The organism is Candidatus Corynebacterium faecigallinarum (assembly GCF_052264515.1).
GTDB lineage: Bacteria > Actinomycetota > Actinomycetes > Mycobacteriales > Mycobacteriaceae > Corynebacterium > Corynebacterium faecigallinarum.
On record NZ_JBQQOC010000009.1, the window covers coordinates 22,564 to 37,761 of the forward strand.

Annotated in this window: 15 protein-coding genes; 6 read left to right on the forward strand and 9 right to left on the reverse strand. The window is 66.4% G+C overall.

Annotated elements, in window-relative coordinates; genetic code table 11:
- The first annotated feature begins 41 nt into the window (after positions 1-41).
- Entirely contained in the window at positions 42-995 is a 954-nt protein-coding gene (locus ACTXPP_RS06350) for a D-isomer specific 2-hydroxyacid dehydrogenase family protein (protein ID WP_301494792.1), read from the forward strand.
- 25 nt (positions 996-1,020) lie between these two features.
- On the opposite strand, the gene ACTXPP_RS06355 is transcribed toward ACTXPP_RS06350, so the two are convergent.
- Positions 1,021-1,623 (reverse strand): DUF1990 domain-containing protein, encoded by a 603-nt coding sequence (locus tag ACTXPP_RS06355; protein ID WP_443341366.1) that lies wholly within the window; start codon positions 1,621-1,623, stop codon positions 1,021-1,023.
- A 118-nt stretch (positions 1,624-1,741) separates the two neighbouring features.
- Here ACTXPP_RS06355 and ACTXPP_RS06360 point away from each other — a divergent pair, with 118 nt between their 5' ends.
- Positions 1,742-2,506: a chymotrypsin family serine protease gene (locus tag ACTXPP_RS06360; protein WP_301494795.1), complete on the forward strand. Its 765-nt coding sequence runs from the start codon at positions 1,742-1,744 to the stop codon at positions 2,504-2,506.
- Between the two features lie 17 nt (positions 2,507-2,523).
- Here the strand turns inward: ACTXPP_RS06360 and ACTXPP_RS06365 are convergent, their stop codons facing one another.
- On the reverse strand, positions 2,524-3,024 hold the full coding sequence (locus tag ACTXPP_RS06365) for a flavodoxin domain-containing protein (RefSeq protein WP_301494797.1): 501 nt from the start codon (positions 3,022-3,024) through the stop codon (positions 2,524-2,526).
- Positions 3,025-3,109: 85 nt separating this feature from the next.
- On the opposite strand from ACTXPP_RS06365, the gene ACTXPP_RS06370 reads away from it, so the two are divergent.
- Positions 3,110-3,922, forward strand: coding sequence for a TetR/AcrR family transcriptional regulator (locus ACTXPP_RS06370; RefSeq protein ID WP_443341369.1), 813 nt, complete (start codon positions 3,110-3,112; stop codon positions 3,920-3,922).
- A gap of 421 nt (positions 3,923-4,343) precedes the next feature.
- Here the strand turns inward: ACTXPP_RS06370 and ACTXPP_RS06375 are convergent, their stop codons facing one another.
- The 3 genes from ACTXPP_RS06375 to ACTXPP_RS06385 form a co-directional block, all read right to left on the reverse strand.
- Entirely contained in the window at positions 4,344-4,487 is a 144-nt protein-coding gene (locus tag ACTXPP_RS06375; RefSeq protein ID WP_301524595.1) for a hypothetical protein, read from the reverse strand.
- 245 nt (positions 4,488-4,732) lie between these two features.
- A complete protein-coding gene (locus tag ACTXPP_RS06380) occupies positions 4,733-5,923 on the reverse strand; it encodes an MFS transporter (RefSeq protein ID WP_301494800.1) in 1,191 nt (396 codons plus the stop codon).
- A gap of 62 nt (positions 5,924-5,985) precedes the next feature.
- Positions 5,986-6,369 carry a MerR family transcriptional regulator gene (locus ACTXPP_RS06385; protein ID WP_443341370.1) on the reverse strand — a complete coding sequence of 128 codons (384 nt, stop codon included), beginning with the start codon at positions 6,367-6,369 and terminating at the stop codon, positions 5,986-5,988.
- Positions 6,370-6,664: 295 nt separating this feature from the next.
- On the opposite strand from ACTXPP_RS06385, the gene ACTXPP_RS06390 reads away from it, so the two are divergent.
- The 3 genes from ACTXPP_RS06390 to ACTXPP_RS06400 all read left to right on the forward strand — a co-directional run bounded on the left by ACTXPP_RS06390 (position 6,665) and on the right by ACTXPP_RS06400 (position 9,718).
- The gene (locus tag ACTXPP_RS06390) at positions 6,665-8,476 is read left to right on the forward strand and encodes a BCCT family transporter (protein ID WP_443341449.1); all 1,812 of its coding nucleotides are present in this window, start codon (positions 6,665-6,667) and stop codon (positions 8,474-8,476) included.
- An 84-nt stretch (positions 8,477-8,560) separates the two neighbouring features.
- Positions 8,561-9,415, forward strand: a complete 855-nt coding sequence (locus tag ACTXPP_RS06395; protein ID WP_301494805.1) for a 3-hydroxybutyryl-CoA dehydrogenase — start codon at positions 8,561-8,563, stop codon at positions 9,413-9,415.
- A gap of 93 nt (positions 9,416-9,508) precedes the next feature.
- Positions 9,509-9,718, forward strand: coding sequence for a CsbD family protein (locus tag ACTXPP_RS06400; protein ID WP_443341372.1), 210 nt, complete (start codon positions 9,509-9,511; stop codon positions 9,716-9,718).
- 78 nt (positions 9,719-9,796) lie between these two features.
- Here ACTXPP_RS06400 and ACTXPP_RS06405 read toward each other — a convergent pair whose 3' ends face one another.
- Genes ACTXPP_RS06405 through ACTXPP_RS06420 form a run of 4 tightly spaced genes read right to left on the reverse strand, consistent with a single transcriptional unit; the run spans position 9,797 to position 15,135 of the window.
- On the reverse strand, positions 9,797-11,671 hold the full coding sequence (locus ACTXPP_RS06405; protein WP_301494816.1) for an ABC transporter ATP-binding protein: 1,875 nt from the start codon (positions 11,669-11,671) through the stop codon (positions 9,797-9,799).
- A gap of 17 nt (positions 11,672-11,688) precedes the next feature.
- On the reverse strand, positions 11,689-12,930 hold the full coding sequence (locus tag ACTXPP_RS06410; RefSeq protein WP_301494809.1) for a MalY/PatB family protein: 1,242 nt from the start codon (positions 12,928-12,930) through the stop codon (positions 11,689-11,691).
- A gap of 22 nt (positions 12,931-12,952) precedes the next feature.
- Positions 12,953-14,473, reverse strand: coding sequence for a carboxylesterase family protein (locus ACTXPP_RS06415; protein WP_301494811.1), 1,521 nt, complete (start codon positions 14,471-14,473; stop codon positions 12,953-12,955).
- Positions 14,470-15,135, reverse strand: coding sequence for a TetR/AcrR family transcriptional regulator (locus tag ACTXPP_RS06420; RefSeq protein WP_301494812.1), 666 nt, complete (start codon positions 15,133-15,135; stop codon positions 14,470-14,472). The genes ACTXPP_RS06415 and ACTXPP_RS06420 overlap by 4 nt, the downstream gene beginning before the upstream one ends.
- Between the last annotated feature and the right edge of the window lie 63 nt (positions 15,136-15,198).

Here is a 15,198-nt window from a genome sequence, read left to right on the forward strand (position 1 = left end):
CGCAGTGCGCCTGGGAGACTGATCCGGGTATCAAGGAGCACATGAACACCACAGATTCTTCAGCTTCCGCGAACGTCTACTTCGCCGGCCACCCGCTGCCGCAGACCCAGGCCGCCCTGCAGGACGCCGGCGCCGCCATCGTCGAGAACCTCGACGAGGCAGACGCGGTGATCGCCCACGGCGTCTCACCCGAGAAATTCCCCGAACTGCCTGAGCGGGTGCGGTGGGTCCAGCTCTGCCAGGCCGGCATCGAAGCCTACTTCGACGCCGGGATCGTCACCGCTGGAGTGTCCGGCACCCGACGCTGGACGAATGCCGCCGGTATGTACGGACGCCAGGTCGCCGAGAGTGCGATGGGCCTGCTGCTCTCGGTGACCCACCTGCACAAGCGCATCGCACAGGCCGCGTCGTGGAGCATCTGGGAGGAGATCGACGAGCAGACCCGTTGGCTGGCGGGCTCCACCGTCGCCGTCGTCGGTGCCGGTGGCATCGGCCACCACCTGTCGGCGATGCTGGCACCGTTCGGGGCCGAGGTCCTCGCCGTCAACCGCAGCGGACGGCCGGTCGAGGGCGCGCGTGAGACGGTCACCGTCGACCGGCTCGAGGACGTCCTCGCCGTCGCCGACCACGTCATCATCGCCCTGCCGCTCACCGACGACACCCGGGGACTGTTCGACACGAAGCTGTTGGCGTCCTGCCGGCCGGGGGTGACGATCGTGAACGTCGCCCGCGGTCCGGTGATCGTCACCGACGACCTCGTCGCCGCGCTGGAGTCCGGTCAGGTCGGGGGAGCGGGGCTGGATGTCACCGACCCGGAGCCGCTGCCGGACGGTCACCCACTGTGGGCGATGGACAATGTCACGATCACCACCCACTCGGCCAACACCCGGGCGTCGATGGACAGGCAACTCGCCGAACCAGTGACCGAGAACTACCGGGCCTTCGTCGCCGGTGAGCGGATGCCCACCGAGTTCGAGCCGTCGCGGGGCTACTGAGCTCGAGACCTACCGGTTTCGAGACCTACCGGGAGGCCGACATCCCCCGGATGTAGAGCGTCGCCATCCGGTGCTGGGCCAGACGGGCCACCGGTCCGCCGATCCGGGTGAGCAACCGGGCGGGGCGGGAGAAGGCGCTGACCGTGGCGGTCACCGTGCCGTCGTTCTCCAGGGTGACCGCGAAGCGTTCCTCCCCGGATTCCAGGTGCCCGGGCAGCGTGCCGTAGATCAACTCGAAGGAGTCCGCCAGCGGCAGAGCGCTGGTGTCGCTGCGTCCGGCATTGAGCACCAGGCACGGTGAGGTCATGGGCCGGAACACTCCGACGCCCAAGGCCACGGTGACGGTGTCACCGGAGGTCAACGGGTGCTCCTCGTCGATCAGGCAGGAGTCACGGCGCAGCAGGGCACCAGCCCGACGGTGGGCGCGTCCGGTCAGCAGATTGTCGACCGCCCGCGTCATGTCCGCGTGGCCGTGGCCGATGACCTCGGTGCGCGACAGGGTGTGGAAGCCGGAGGTTTCCAGGCGCTCGGCCAGCTCCGGGAGGTCAGCGAGACGATGGATATAGGTCGACACCCCGACCAGGCTGCGCGGGTAGGTCAGTTCAGTGGCATCCGGTGGGGTGTCCATGTGACACAGGCTACAGAAAGAAGCGGGACGAATCGGCCGTCAGACGCTAGACTGCCCGTACCCCTTGTTTTCCGAGTATGAATAATCGTCCCCTAGGTACAAGTAAGGACCATGTCGTATGTTCCGTAAGTCTTTCAACCGTGTCCTCTCCGCCGGTGCCGTTGCTGTGGCAGTGGTCGCCGGTGGTGCGGTCGCGGCACCGACAGCAACCGGGGCCACCTCCACCCACGCCGGGGCGGGGATCATCGTCACCGACGAGCACGGCGCAGGTGGACTGTGCACGCTGAACTCGGTGACGGAGAAGAACGGGGACTTCTACGGGATGACCGCCGGGCACTGCCTGAACCCCACCGAATTGGGTGCTACCCCGGAGAAGGTCACCACCGAGTCCGGCCAGCTGCTGGCCGACAAGGAGGACATCGCCGCCGGCGGATACGTCAGCGGCGGCTCCGCCTCCCCGTTCGACCCGAATGCGCCGCTGGACGACTTCGGCTGGTTCCGGTTGGACGAGAGCGTGACCGCCAAGGCGTCCTCGGTGTCGAGCACCGCCAACACCGGCATCCCGCTGCTCGATGATGCGCTGCGCGGCCACTCGATGCCGCTGGGCGAGCCGGTGCCGGTGTCCCAGAACCTCGTGGGTCGTATCGTGTGCAAGGACGGCACCATGACCGGACGGACCTGTGGTCCGGTGCTGGACGTCAACGTGCGGTCCCAGGAGATCACCGCATTGATCCCGGCGATCGCCGGTGACTCCGGGTCGCCGCTGCACATCGCCGGTCGTGACGGAAAGCGCCACATCGTCGGCTCTCTGTCCAACGGCACCCCGGTGCTGTTCAACACCTTCGACGGCACCCGCGAGCACCTGCCGAAGGTGGGTGCCTGACGGTAGTTGTCGGCAAGTCAGAGAAGGGTCCGCGCCCAGGCGCGGGCCCTTTCTTTCTCGCCTGCTGCCAGGGGGCCGGGGACGTCCGTCACGGTGAAGTCCTCGCCACGGGTGGCGGTGACCCGCTTCTTCTTCAACCCCTTCACCGCTGCCTTGGCGGCGGACCCGGCCATGGCACCACCGGTGGTGGTGGACACGACGATGATGCGGGTGCCCGAGGTGGCCGAGGTGCCGGCCGCGGCGTCGATCCACTCGCGGATGCCGGCGGTGGCTACGGTGCCGGCGCCCTTGTCAGCGGCTTGTTGACGGGTCTTCGCCGTGGGCAGTCCCATGTTGTGGGTCGGGACTGCGAGGATGACCAGATCGGTGCCTTCGGTCCCGGCAGCAGGAGCTTCCAGGGCCTCCTCGGCGGTGATGACGCTGGCCTCGGCTCCGGCGGAGGTGAGCCCGGCGGAGAGCTCCTCGGCGATGGTGGCGGTGTTGCCGAAATAGCTTTCGGTGATGATCACGGATTTCATGGTGTTCTCCTTTCCGTGGCGGTGGATGCCCCACTGAGAGACCCAGGGTGAGACACTGTGTATCAACTAGGCTAACATGGGCTCCATGAACAGTCGAGAGACCGGGGGCGCCCGGGATGCGAAAGAGAGAATCGTCGACGCCGCCGTGGCCAGGCTGCACCGTGATGGCCTGACGGTCGCCCTCGACGGCATCAGTCTGGAGGAGGCGATCGCCGATGCCGGGGTCGCCCGGGCGACCGGTTACCGGCGGTGGCCCAACCGGCAGGACTTCGCCCGGGCAGTACTGGTCCGGGTCGTCCGGGAGGCCGACCTGGTGCCGGAGAGCGAGGACACCCTCGCCGCGATCCGCACCGCCGTCACCGAGGTCGTGTCCGCCGCCGAGCGCGGTGAGATCCACGACCCCGGACGCACCGCCGTGGTTGAGGCGCTGCGCATTGCCACCGAGGCCGACCACCACCGGCTCGCAGCGTCCCACCAGTGGCGTGACTACCTGGCGCTACGGGTGACATGTGAAGGGCTGCCGGACGAGGACCTACGCGGTGAGCTCACCGCTGAGCTGCGGCAGGCCGAGCGCGCCTTCGCCGCCCACCGCGGACGCACCTACGCGCGGGTCACCCGCGCGCTCGGCTACCAGGTCCAGGTGCCGGGACTGGGGGAGGACGCCAGCCTGGAGCTGATGTCGTCGACACTGGAGGCCATGATGTCAGGACTGATCATCAGCGGCGACGGCAGTGGGGACAGTGCCGAGTGCTTCACCTCCCGGGCCTTCGGCGCGGAGGTCGACGGGGAGTGGACTGCCGCGTCCTACGCGCTGACATCAAGTTTCCTGACGTTCCTTGCCCCTCCCGCGGTGCCGGCGGTGGACGCTGACCTGCGAGGCGTCCTGACTGAACTGTGACGGCACTTTGACGGACATCGCAGATCGTTACCAGGGAACTCCAACAACCGGGTCGTAGATTGAAATTATCGCCTCCGAGGGAGGGTTCATCGTCACAGGAACCCAACGCAGCGCTCGTCACGCTGACCCTTGATCGGGACCTCGGGGTGAGGTGATAGGACAGGAACGTCGTCGAAAGGACACACACCGTATACGGCAGTTGAGCATTCTCCTCTTGAAACGTCAGCAGTTGACCCCCGGTTCGTCAGGAGCCGGGGGCCAACTGTGTCCGGTGACAGTGTCGGAGAGGGTGTGTACTCTCATGGGTGTCAGAGTTTTCGGCTCCGGTCGGAGGCGCTGCGAATAAAACAGCCCCGGCGGTGTTGGTCCACCGCCAGGGTTACCCGAGCACCAACGTGCCCGACCTCTTCGGTTCAGGCTCCTACCCGAACCATCCGAGGATGTCGGTCACGATCTTTGTAACCTTGCTTGCCACGGTGATCCCTATCAGGATGGTGGCGGCGAGGTACTTTTTATCGCGACCGGGTCGGTTGTCGGGATCCTCACCCGAGGGTGAATCAACCAAGACAACCACCTCCTTCGCATAACGGTGATGGCCCCACGCCATCAGACGTGGACCCGCGCCCGGGCAACACGAACCCCTTCACAGCAGACCCGGGGTGACCGGGTAGCAAAGGGTCCACGCAGCAGCGAGGAGGGCGGCTACGATGAGCCGCACCGAGTCGAACTATATAGTGCGGTCCGGACACGTACCGGCGCTGTCAGTGCCAGCCTGCTGGCATCCGGGATAACACACTCTTTGCCATCACCTTATGTCGGGAACCGCCGCACGATCATCAGCGTCGCGGCCAGGCTGACCAGGAAGATCACAGCGGCGGCGACAGCAGTACCGGTGCCGTCGAAGCTCGCCACCGACCAGCCACCCACCGCACCCGCAATCGAAATACCGACATAGAGTGCGCTGGTGCTCAGAGCCACCGCCTCCGTTCCGGCCTCGCCCGCCAGCCGGAGGATCCGGGCGTTCATCGGCGGATTGAAACCCCACCCGGCGAAACCGTAGAAGGCCGAGAGGCTGATCACGAGCCACACCTGGGCGGAGTCCGTGGACAGCCCTGCCACCGCCAGACCGACAACAGCAACGGCCATCGACGCGAACGCCGAGACCAACGTACGGTCCGCACCCCACAGGTCGGTGAGGCGTCCGCCGACGAACGTCCCCACCGCGCCGGCCACGCCCACGACCGCGATGAACACTGCCAGCCATGCACCCTCCTGACCGCTGAGCGAGCGGGTGATCGGAACGATGTAGGTGTAGATCAGCAGGCCACCGGACGCACCCATCACCGTCCCCAACACAGAGGTCAGCACCGCAGGACGGCCCAGGACCCGCAGTTGCGCCCGCACCCCGATTTCCGGGGCGTCGGGCAGGCGGGGCAGTAGTCGGGCGTTTGACAGTGCCACCAGGATCGAGAAGCCGGCGACCGCGACGAACGTCGAGCGCCAGCCGAAGGTATCCGCCAGCAACGAGCCCAACGGAACCCCGATGAACAAGGAGACCGTCAATCCGGCGGCGACGACGCCCAGGGCACGGCCGTCCCTGCCCGGGGCGTCCAACCGCGCGGCCATTCCGAACACCGCCGGGCTGACCATCGCCGCGATCAATGCTGCCACGACCCGAAGCGCCATCAGTACCGCGTAGGACGGCGCAATCGCCGCCACCAGATTCACTGCGGCGAACACCGACAGTCCGCCGACGACCATCGGCTTGCGGGGGAGGCGGGCTGTGGCGACCGCAAGGGGAGGGGCGGCCAGAGCATAGGTAATGGAGAAGACGGTCACCAGCTGGCCGGCCGCGGCCTCGCTGACCGCCAGATCATCGGCGATGTCCGGGAGGATCCCCGCGATGATGAAGTCGTCCGTCCCGATGACGAACGTGACCAACATCAGGGAGACCAGCCAACCCGCGCGGGTAGGGGTCCTGGTTGTCGTTGTGTAACTCATGCCCCGGAGGCTAGAACCTTCACGCAAGTGTGAAGGTCAAGAAGGTGGGGTGAAAGAGCAGGTCAGTGGCGTAGTTTCTCGGCATACTCCGCCAACTGGTCGCGGGTTGCGGACAACCGATTAATCAGGTCGTCCAACCGCTGCAGCCGGGTGTTCACCGTCTCCAGCTCCGCCCCGCAGGCCGCGCCGCCTACGCTGTCCATGCCGTCTGCACCGTCCAGGCAACCCGCCTCCAGGTACCCACGGACATCGGAGACGGCCAGTCCGACGTCCAGAAGCCCCTTGATGTTCTCCGCACGCGCGATGTCCGTTTCGCCGTACACCCGGTACCCGTTGGCGCCCCGGACAGGGAACAGGAGTCCCTGCTCTTCGTAGTGACGCAGGGACCGGGTGCTCACTTCGATCACGTCCGCGAGTTCACCGATCTGCAACTGGCGTTGATCCATGTGTTCCACCGTAGACGGCTGGAACCCTGATGAAACACCGTCGGAACACCGCCGGAATACTGCTGGAATCCTGCAGGAATCCTGGCGGAGCATTGTCAGGAACCGGGAGCCGACGATGTCGTTTCCGCTACTGTGGTCAATGTTGTCCACCTGACCTCAATAATCCGGGAGCACTGGCTGCACGATTCGCCGGGGCCCCGGAGGAATCGGATTCGTTGTGACTTCTTCACCCGACAGCGCAACCACCCCGGCTGCCGCCGAGTCTTCGGCAGGCAGTGGGACGCCTGGGGGGGAGGTGAAGAAAAGAGGCCCAGACAAGCTGATCCTGGGGGTGTCAGCGGGATTCATCATCGTCTTCGTCTTCGTCTGTGTCGTCTTTGCATCTCAGGCGCGTGACGGCTTCGGCTCGGTCGCCAACTGGCTGATGACCAACCTGAACTGGCTCTACATTGGCGGAGTGACCATCTCGCTGCTCTTCTTACTGGGCCTGGCGATCAGCCACTTCGGACGCATGCGCCTGGGGCCGGACGGCGTGAAACCCGAATACTCCCTCGGCAGCTGGTTCGCCATGCTCTTCGCCGGTGGTCTCGGCGCCGTGCTGATGTTCTGGGGTGTCGCTGAACCCCTCAACCACGCGATCAACGTCCCGTGGCAGAACGAAGAACCGATGTCCCATGGGGCCGTGGACCAGGCCATGGGCTTCACCATGTACCACTTCGGCATCCACATGTGGGTGCTCTTCGCCCTGCCGGGACTCGCACTCGGGTACTTCATCTACAAGCGCAACCTCCCGCCGCGCTTGTCCTCCGCCTTCGCACCGATCCTGGGTGGTGCCATCTACGGCTGGCCCGGCAAGCTCATCGACGCGCTCGCCATCATCGGTACCGTCTTCGGCATCGCCGTGTCCTTCGGCCTCGGTGCCCTCCAGATCCAGTCCGGTATGGGAACGGTGTTCGGCATCGACGCCTCGACCCTGCTGCTGATCGGCATCATCGTGGCGATCGTCGCCCTGTCATGCTGGTCGGCGGCCGTCGGCCTGGACAAGGGAATCAAGAACCTCTCCAACATCAACATGATCATGGCCGTGTGCCTGATGCTCTTCGTCCTCATCGCCGGGCCGACCCTGCTGCTGCTCCGTGGCACGATGGACGCTGCCTCGCTGTACGCCGAATGGCTGCCGAAGCTGATGTTCTGGTCCGACTCCGACCAGATCTCCGCGGAAGGATGGCAGGGCACCTGGACCGTCTTCTACTACGCGTGGACGATCTGCTGGTCGCCCTTCATGGGTATGTTCCTGGCCCGCATCTCCAAGGGCCGCACCGTCCGCGAGTTCGTCGCCGGTGTCCTGGCTCTGCCCGCACTGTTCGTCCTGATCTGGTTCTCCATCTTCGGCTACGCCGGGATCAACGCTGAACGTGAGAACCCGGGAAGCCTGTCGGGACCGGTCGTCGAGGATGGCGATGCGCCGTCCTCGCTGTTCATTCTCCTGGAGACGATGCCATGGACCACCGTCGTCAGTGCGCTCGTTCTCCTGGTCGCCGCAATTTTCTTCGTCACCTCCATCGACTCGGCCGCGTTGGTCATGGACATGTTCGCCGTCGGTGAGGAGAACGTGACCCCGACCTGGCAGCGTGTGCTCTGGGCGGTGTCCATCGCCGCGGTCGCCGCAGCGATCCTGGTGATGTCGCCGGACGCCGGCATGGAGGCGTTGCAGGAGATTGCGGTCATCATCGGTCTACCGTTCTTCCTGATGTTCTTCGTGATGATGTACTCGATCCTCCGGGGAATGCACAACGACTACCACGCCCGACCTGAGCCCATCACCAGACAGTGGGACAAGGCCCACTCTCCCGAGGCGTTGGAGGAGAATGAGCGTAAGCCCGCGCCCGGCTACGACGAATCCGGTGACCAGCTGCCCCGGGCGTCCTACGACAGCGACGGCAACCTCATCGTCCCTGGCAATATCATCGTCGCCGGTGACATCGGCGTGGTCGGCGAGGTCGCCGACGCCGACGCCGGGGACTACGAGGTGCTGGAGGATGTCGATGTGCCGGACCTCAACAATGGCAGTTCGGCTCCTGAAGAGGATTCCGACGAGAAATCCTGAGGCCAAGGTTCGGACCGGGCACGTGACACCGGTTACACTATGCATGTATAGCAATGATCGACTTGAGCATGAAGGAGTACGACAATGGTTCAGCGCGTAGGCGTCATCGGAGCCGGCCAGATGGGCGGCGGCATCGCAGAGGTGGCCGCCAAGTCCGGTAGCGACGTCCTGGTCTGGGAGGCGAAGCAGGAAGCCCTCGACTTCGGCAAGGCCAAGATCGAGAAGTCCCTGTCCAAGGCCGTCGAGCGCGGCAAGCTGTCCGAGGAGGACCGCGACGCCGCCCTGGGTCGGCTGACCTTCACCACCTCGCTGGAGGACTTCGCCGACCGTGAGCTGGTCATGGAGGCGATCATCGAGAACGAGGAGATCAAGAAGGACGTCTTCTCCAAGCTCGACGCCATCGTGACGGACAAGGGCGCCCCGCTGTGCTCCAACACCTCCTCGCTGCCGATCCAGGCCATCGCCTCGGCCACCGAGAACCCCGGCCGCATCATCGGCCTGCACTTCTTCAACCCGGTGCCCGTGCTGCCGCTGGTCGAGGTCATTCCCGCGCTGACCACCGACGAAGCCACCATCGAGACCGCGAAGACCTACGCCACCGAGGTGCTCGGCAAGACCGCCATCCAGGCCAAGGACCGCTCCGGCTTCATCGTGAACTTCCTGCTGGTGCCCTACCTGCTCTCCGCCATCCGCATGGTGGAGCAGGAGGTGGCCACCAAGGAGGACATCGACACCGGCATGAAGCTCGGTGCGTCCCACCCGATGGGTCCGCTGACCCTGGCCGACATGGTCGGCCTCGACACCTGCGCCTTCATCGCCGATGTCATGCACGAGGAGTACGGCGATCCGTCGTACGCCTGCCCGCCGCTGCTGCGCCGTATGGTGCAGGCCGGCCACCTCGGTCGCAAGACCGGCAAGGGCTTCTACGACTACAAGTAGGGCTGCAGGTGAATTGATCTCCTGCACGGTAGCGGGACTTCAACTACCATCGGGAGAGTACGCACGCCACCGACAGTGAAGGAGCCCCACACCATGGCAGATTTCGATGAACTGAAGAACAAGGCAGAAGGCGCCGCCGGGCAGGCGAAGGAAGCTGTCGGCGACGCCACCGACGACAAGAGCCTGAAGGACGAGGGCAAGGCCGACCAGGTCAAGTCCGACGCCAAGGACAAGCTCAACGAGGCCAAGGACGCCGTCTCCGACAAGGCCAACGAGATCATCGGCGGATTCAAGAAGGACTGATGGAGGACTAGTTTTCTTCATCCCGCTGAGACAAGGACGACCCCACAGTGATGTGGGGTCGTCCTTGTCGTTTAGCCTCTATTCCTCGTCCCCTTCGTCACCATCGCCGTGGAAACCGAAGCTGCGCAGCCGCTTGCGGTCCTCGGCCGAGGAACTCGCGGTCAGCCGCAGCAACTCCCCGTAGATACCGCCACTGACCGCCAACTCCGCCGGCGTACCGATCTCGTCGACCCGGCCCTCAGACAAGGTCACTATGGTGTCCACCGAGGCGATCGTGGACAGTCGGTGGGCGATCACCAGGGTGGTGCGTCCCACCATCAGCTCCTCCAACCCGGCCTGCACCGCGCGCTCCGCGCGGGTGTCCAGCGCCGAGGTGGCCTCGTCGAGGACCAGGATCGGGGCGTCCTTCAGCATCGCCCGGGCCACCGCCACACGCTGCTTCTGCCCGCCGGACAACCGCAGGCCGCGCTCACCGATCACTGTGTCATAGCCCTGGGGGAAGGCGCGGATGAAGCCGTCGGCGTTGGCACGGCGGGCGGCGTCCTCGATCTCGGCGTCCGAGGCGTCCGGACGCCCGTAGGCGATGTTCTCCCGGATCGTGCCGGAGAACAGTGCCGCGTCCTGGAACACCACGCCGACCATGCCGCGCAGCTGGGCGGCCGACAGCTCGGCGATGTCGTGGCCGCAGACGCGCAGCGTGCCACTGGACGGGCGGTACAGACCAAGCAGCAGGTTCACCAGGGTGGACTTGCCACCGCCGGACTCGCCGACCAGGGCGACTTTCTCGTTGAACCCGGCGGTGAGGCTGACATCATGGATCACCGGATCATCCACGTCATAGCCGAAGGTCACGTTCTCGAACTCAACGACCGGGGTTCCACCGGGGCGGCTACAGCCTTCCAGCGGGGCCGGCGGATCGGGGATCGCATCGCGCACATCCTGCTCCGGGATCACCGAGGGGCCGTACTCACGGGAGGCGGCGAGCAGTACCGGGGATACGGTGGCCTCCTCGAGCTCCTCCATCGCCTCGAAGTACTCCCGGGAACCGGCGGCAGCGCGCTGGGCGGAGTCGACCATCCAGCTCATCATCGTCGCCGGCTGCTTGGCCATCGCCACGAGCTGCACCAGCAGCACCATGTCGCCGATGGTGAAATTGCCGTTGAGCGTCTGCAGGAACAGCACCAGGTAGATGGCGAAGAAGACGACGTTCATGCCGGCCATGCGGAAGATATCCATCATGTGCCACCAGCGGGACTGCTCCTTGGTGACTGACACCGTCTCGGCGAAGTGCTGCTGGAACAGGCGCAGTTCGCGCAGTTCCGAGACGAAGGACTTCACCACCTTCACCTGGCCGATGACCTCGGCGAAGCGGCCCTGGGCGGCGTCGACGTGGTCGTTCTTGGTCTTCTCCCACCGCATCCAGCGCTTACTGGTCAACGCGGTCAGCCACAGGTACATCGGGAAGATGATCACCAGCAGCAGGGCCAGCGGCCAGTAGTACCAGGCGGAGATCGCCAGCACCACGATCACGGTGAGGATCATCGAGAAGAAGTTGTTGGCGAAGGCCTGCAGGAACTGGGTCAGCCCCAGGATCGAGCGGTCCAGCCGGGAGATGATCGTGCCGGTGATCTGCTTGTCGAAGTAGCCCTGGGGCAGGGAGAGCAGCTTGGCGAAGTAACGGTTCGACAGGATCTGCCGCATCCGCATACCCATCACGTCACCGAACCAGCCACCGATGTTGTGGATCACGGTGTGCGCCAGTTCGGCGAGCAGCAGGCCGACGGCGACGGCGATGACCACCGTCGTCGCATCCTCCACGGTGACCGAACCATTGACGGTGTCGACGATGGTGTCGGTGGCGTGCTTGATGAGGAACGGCGACGCCATGGAGAGCAGCACGGTGACCGTGGCTGCCAGAATGACCATCACATAGTAGGGCCACAGCTCCCGCATGGAGCGGACGATTCGGCTCAGGCTTCGCACGCCGCTCCCTCACGGAGGTCGGCGGTGGCGATGCGGTCGAGGGTGGCGTCGATGATCTCGCGGGAGGTGCCGAAGTTCAGCCGGATGAACCCGGCCCCGGTCGGGCCGAAGTCGGTGCCCTCGTTGAACCCGACCCGGGCGAGCTGACGCAGCCGCTTCGCCGGGGCGGTGACCGTACCGTCCTCGCCGCGCAGCCGGTCGACGCCGGAGACATCCAGCCAGGCCAGGAAGGTCGCCTCCTGGACGGGCAGGACGATCCCCGGCAGCACCTCGGGCAGGCGTGCCTCCAGATGCCGCCAGTTCGCCTCCAGGTAGTCGACCTCCGCCTGCAGCCACTGCCTGCCGTCGCGGTAGGCGGCGGTGGCTGCGGCCAGACCGACGGTGGACGCCTCACCGGTGACCAGGTTCGACAGTCGGCCGAGTTCCCGGGCGTCTTCCTTGTTCGTGGTGATGATCTGCGCGCACTTCAGGCCGGCGGTGTTCCAGCCCTTGGAGGTGGCGGTGACGGTGACGGTGTTCGCCGCGGCGGTGTCGGAGACGGTCGCGGTCGGCACATGGTTGCCGGAGAAGACCAGTGGGGCGTGGATCTCGTCCGAGATCACCCGCACGTTGTACCTGGCGGCCAGTTCCGAGACCTCCACCAGCTCCTCGGCGGTGAAGGCCCGGCCCAACGGGTTGAAGGGGTTGCACAGGATGAAGCTGCCGACTCCGTTGGGGTTGTCGGTGGCGGCGAAGGCACGCTCCAGGGCCTCGAGGTCGAAGACGGCCTCGCCGTTGTCGCCGGTGGCCATCGGCACGTAGGTGGCCGGACGGCGCGTGGCGGCCGGCACCTTCTGGAACGGCGGGTAGGCTGGCAGCGGGATGATGATCGTGGAGTTGGCGGCGGTGAGGTTGTCGATCGCCACGATGATGCCCTTGACGACGTCGGGGACGATCACCACCGAGGCGGGGTCCACCGCCCAGCCGTGCCGCTCGGCGGAGAAGGCCGCCAGAGCCTCGGCCAGCGCGGTGGCGCCTCCGACCTCGGGGTAGCCGAAGTACTCGCGGTCCACGGCATCCTGCACCGCCGCGGCGACGGCCGGGCAGGTGTCGAAGTCGGTCTCGGCGACCCAGAGTGGCAGGACGTCCGGCTCGAAGGCCGTCCACTTCATCGTCCGGCGGGCGCGCAGGGTGTCGAGGTCGGGGAAAGACAGGAGGGAAGACAGGGAAGATTCGCGGGATGAGGCCATGCCCTCCACTCTATCCGCCGGGTCAGTACAGTTGCCCCAGGAGTTGGCGAAGTGGCCGCCAGGGGTCGGCGACCGTCCGGGGCGCGGAGGTATCTGACTCGCTGACCTCTCCAGACATGTCGAAGACCCGGGCGGTGCGCTCCGGTGCGGTGAAACGGGACCAGCCGGGGGAGTAGCCGTGGGCGATGTCCACCACCGCGGCACGGAATGCGGCGGCCGGTCCCCCGGCACCGGAGAGACGACGCACCGCGTCCGGGCCGCAGGCCGCGGCGACGTCGGCGCGTCCGACCGTGAGGGTGTCGAAGAGCTGCGGTAGTTCACCGCGGTGCAGGGCGTAGTGGCCCAGCTCGCCGACCCGGTCGCCGTCGCGACCGCCGATGAACTCATAGGCCCACACCGTCGCACCCCGGTCCAGGGCACCCTCGGCGATCGCCGAGGCCCACCGGCGGATCGCCCGGTCGCCGACGGTGCGGCCCAGCGGACGTACCGGTTTCGAGGTGGACACGAACCGGCACCAGGAGCGCAGGGTGCGCAGCGGTACGCCGAGGACGACCATCACCGGGGCCACCAGCCAGGCTGACAGGACCTTCGGCAGACGGAGTGCCCCGATGACCCGGCGAAGCAACCGGTCGGTGTCGACGACCAGGGGATAGGTGACGAACTCGTCGTGCATGGTGCCGACGAGCATGGGCACCGGACGTAACTGCCCGAGCTCCAGGGGGTAGGGGCCGACCGCGCAGTCGGTGGAGTGCAGTGCGGCGAAGCGGCGGTAGGCCCTCCGCAGCTGATTGGGGGACAACGACTCCAGGTAGGCGCGTGTCGGTCGCGCCCCGGGCCGCCCCGGTGACAGCAGGGCGGCCTGTGCGGTGAACCGGCGGATCCCACCGGTGCGACGGGGCAGACCCGGGGACATCAGCACCGCCCGGTGGAACAGCGGGTCGGCGGCGCGGACGGTGAGCAGCCAGGCGATGAGCCCTGCGCCGGCGGACTGGCCGGCCAGGGTCACGTTGCCGGGATCGCCACCGAGCCCACCGACGACCTCACGGACCCAGTGCAGTGCGGCGAGCAGGTCCTGGACCCCGCGTGGCTGGTCGGTGCCGGTATCGCTGCTGCTGGGGTCGTCGGCCAGCGGCAGAAAACCCTCGAAGCGTTTGCGGTAGTTCACGCTGACCACCACGCAACCGGCCCGGGCGAGCACCCCGCCGTCGTACCAGGGCTCGTCGCCGTGGCCCAGCTCGTAGCGTCCGCCGTGGATGAAGACGATCACCGGCGCGGTGGCTGGGGCACCTGGCGTTCCGTCCTCCGCCGGTGCGTAGACGGTGGCGGTGTGGGTGTCGCGCAGCGACAGTCGTTCGTCGGTGTCCGGGCACGCCAGAATCCCCTCCCAGCGCGGGGCGGGGAGGGGTTCGGCAAACCGGGTGTCGGCGGTGTCGTGCGTCGCGGTGACCGGGACGGCGCGGAAGACACGCGTGCCGTCGCCCCGGAGAGTGCCGCTGACGGTGCCGGAGGGGGTCTGCAGCACCGGGGAGGACACGTCGGTCACTTCGAGTGGGCCGCAGCTTCCTGCATGATGATCGAGATGACGCCCTGGGCATGCAGCTCCAGCTGGGCGCGCAGATCGGACTGGTCGTTCATCTCATGGTCCACGAACAGACCCTCGACCCCGGAGACCGTGTAGGTCACGATGGCCGTGCGGCGCTCCTCGGGGACGTAGCTGAAGTGGGTTGCGGCGATGGTGCACAACCGGTCGATGATGTCCTTTCGCATCTGCAGGTACATCCGCCGGGGCTGGGGGTCGTCATTGCGCTTGAGCAGAGCCAGCGGCAGACACAGCCGGATGAACTCGGGGTGGTTCTCCAGCGCGTCCAGCAGCTGCTCGGCGATCATCGGCAGCCGGAGGAGGATATCGCCCTCCGTGGCGATGTCCCAGGCATCGTTCCATGCGTTGAAGCTCTTCTCGATGACATGGGACATCAGGTCATCCTTGTCCCGGAAGTGCCAGTAGATGGAACTGGCCGGCAGACCACAGCGTCGTGAGATCTCGGCGATGCTGGTGCCGTCGTAGCCGCGGTCTGCGGCGATGGTGCTGGCGGCATCGATGATCCGCTGTCGGGATCGTTCGCCGTCCGCCCGTCGGTTGCGGGCGCGTTGGCGGGGTGCGGTCTTCTGGTCATCCTGGTCGGTGACCTTCGCCGGAACGGTCATGGGCACATCCTACTCAGAGAAGTCGTCAACGAAACAGGGGAGGGAAGCCCCGGGGGCCTCTCT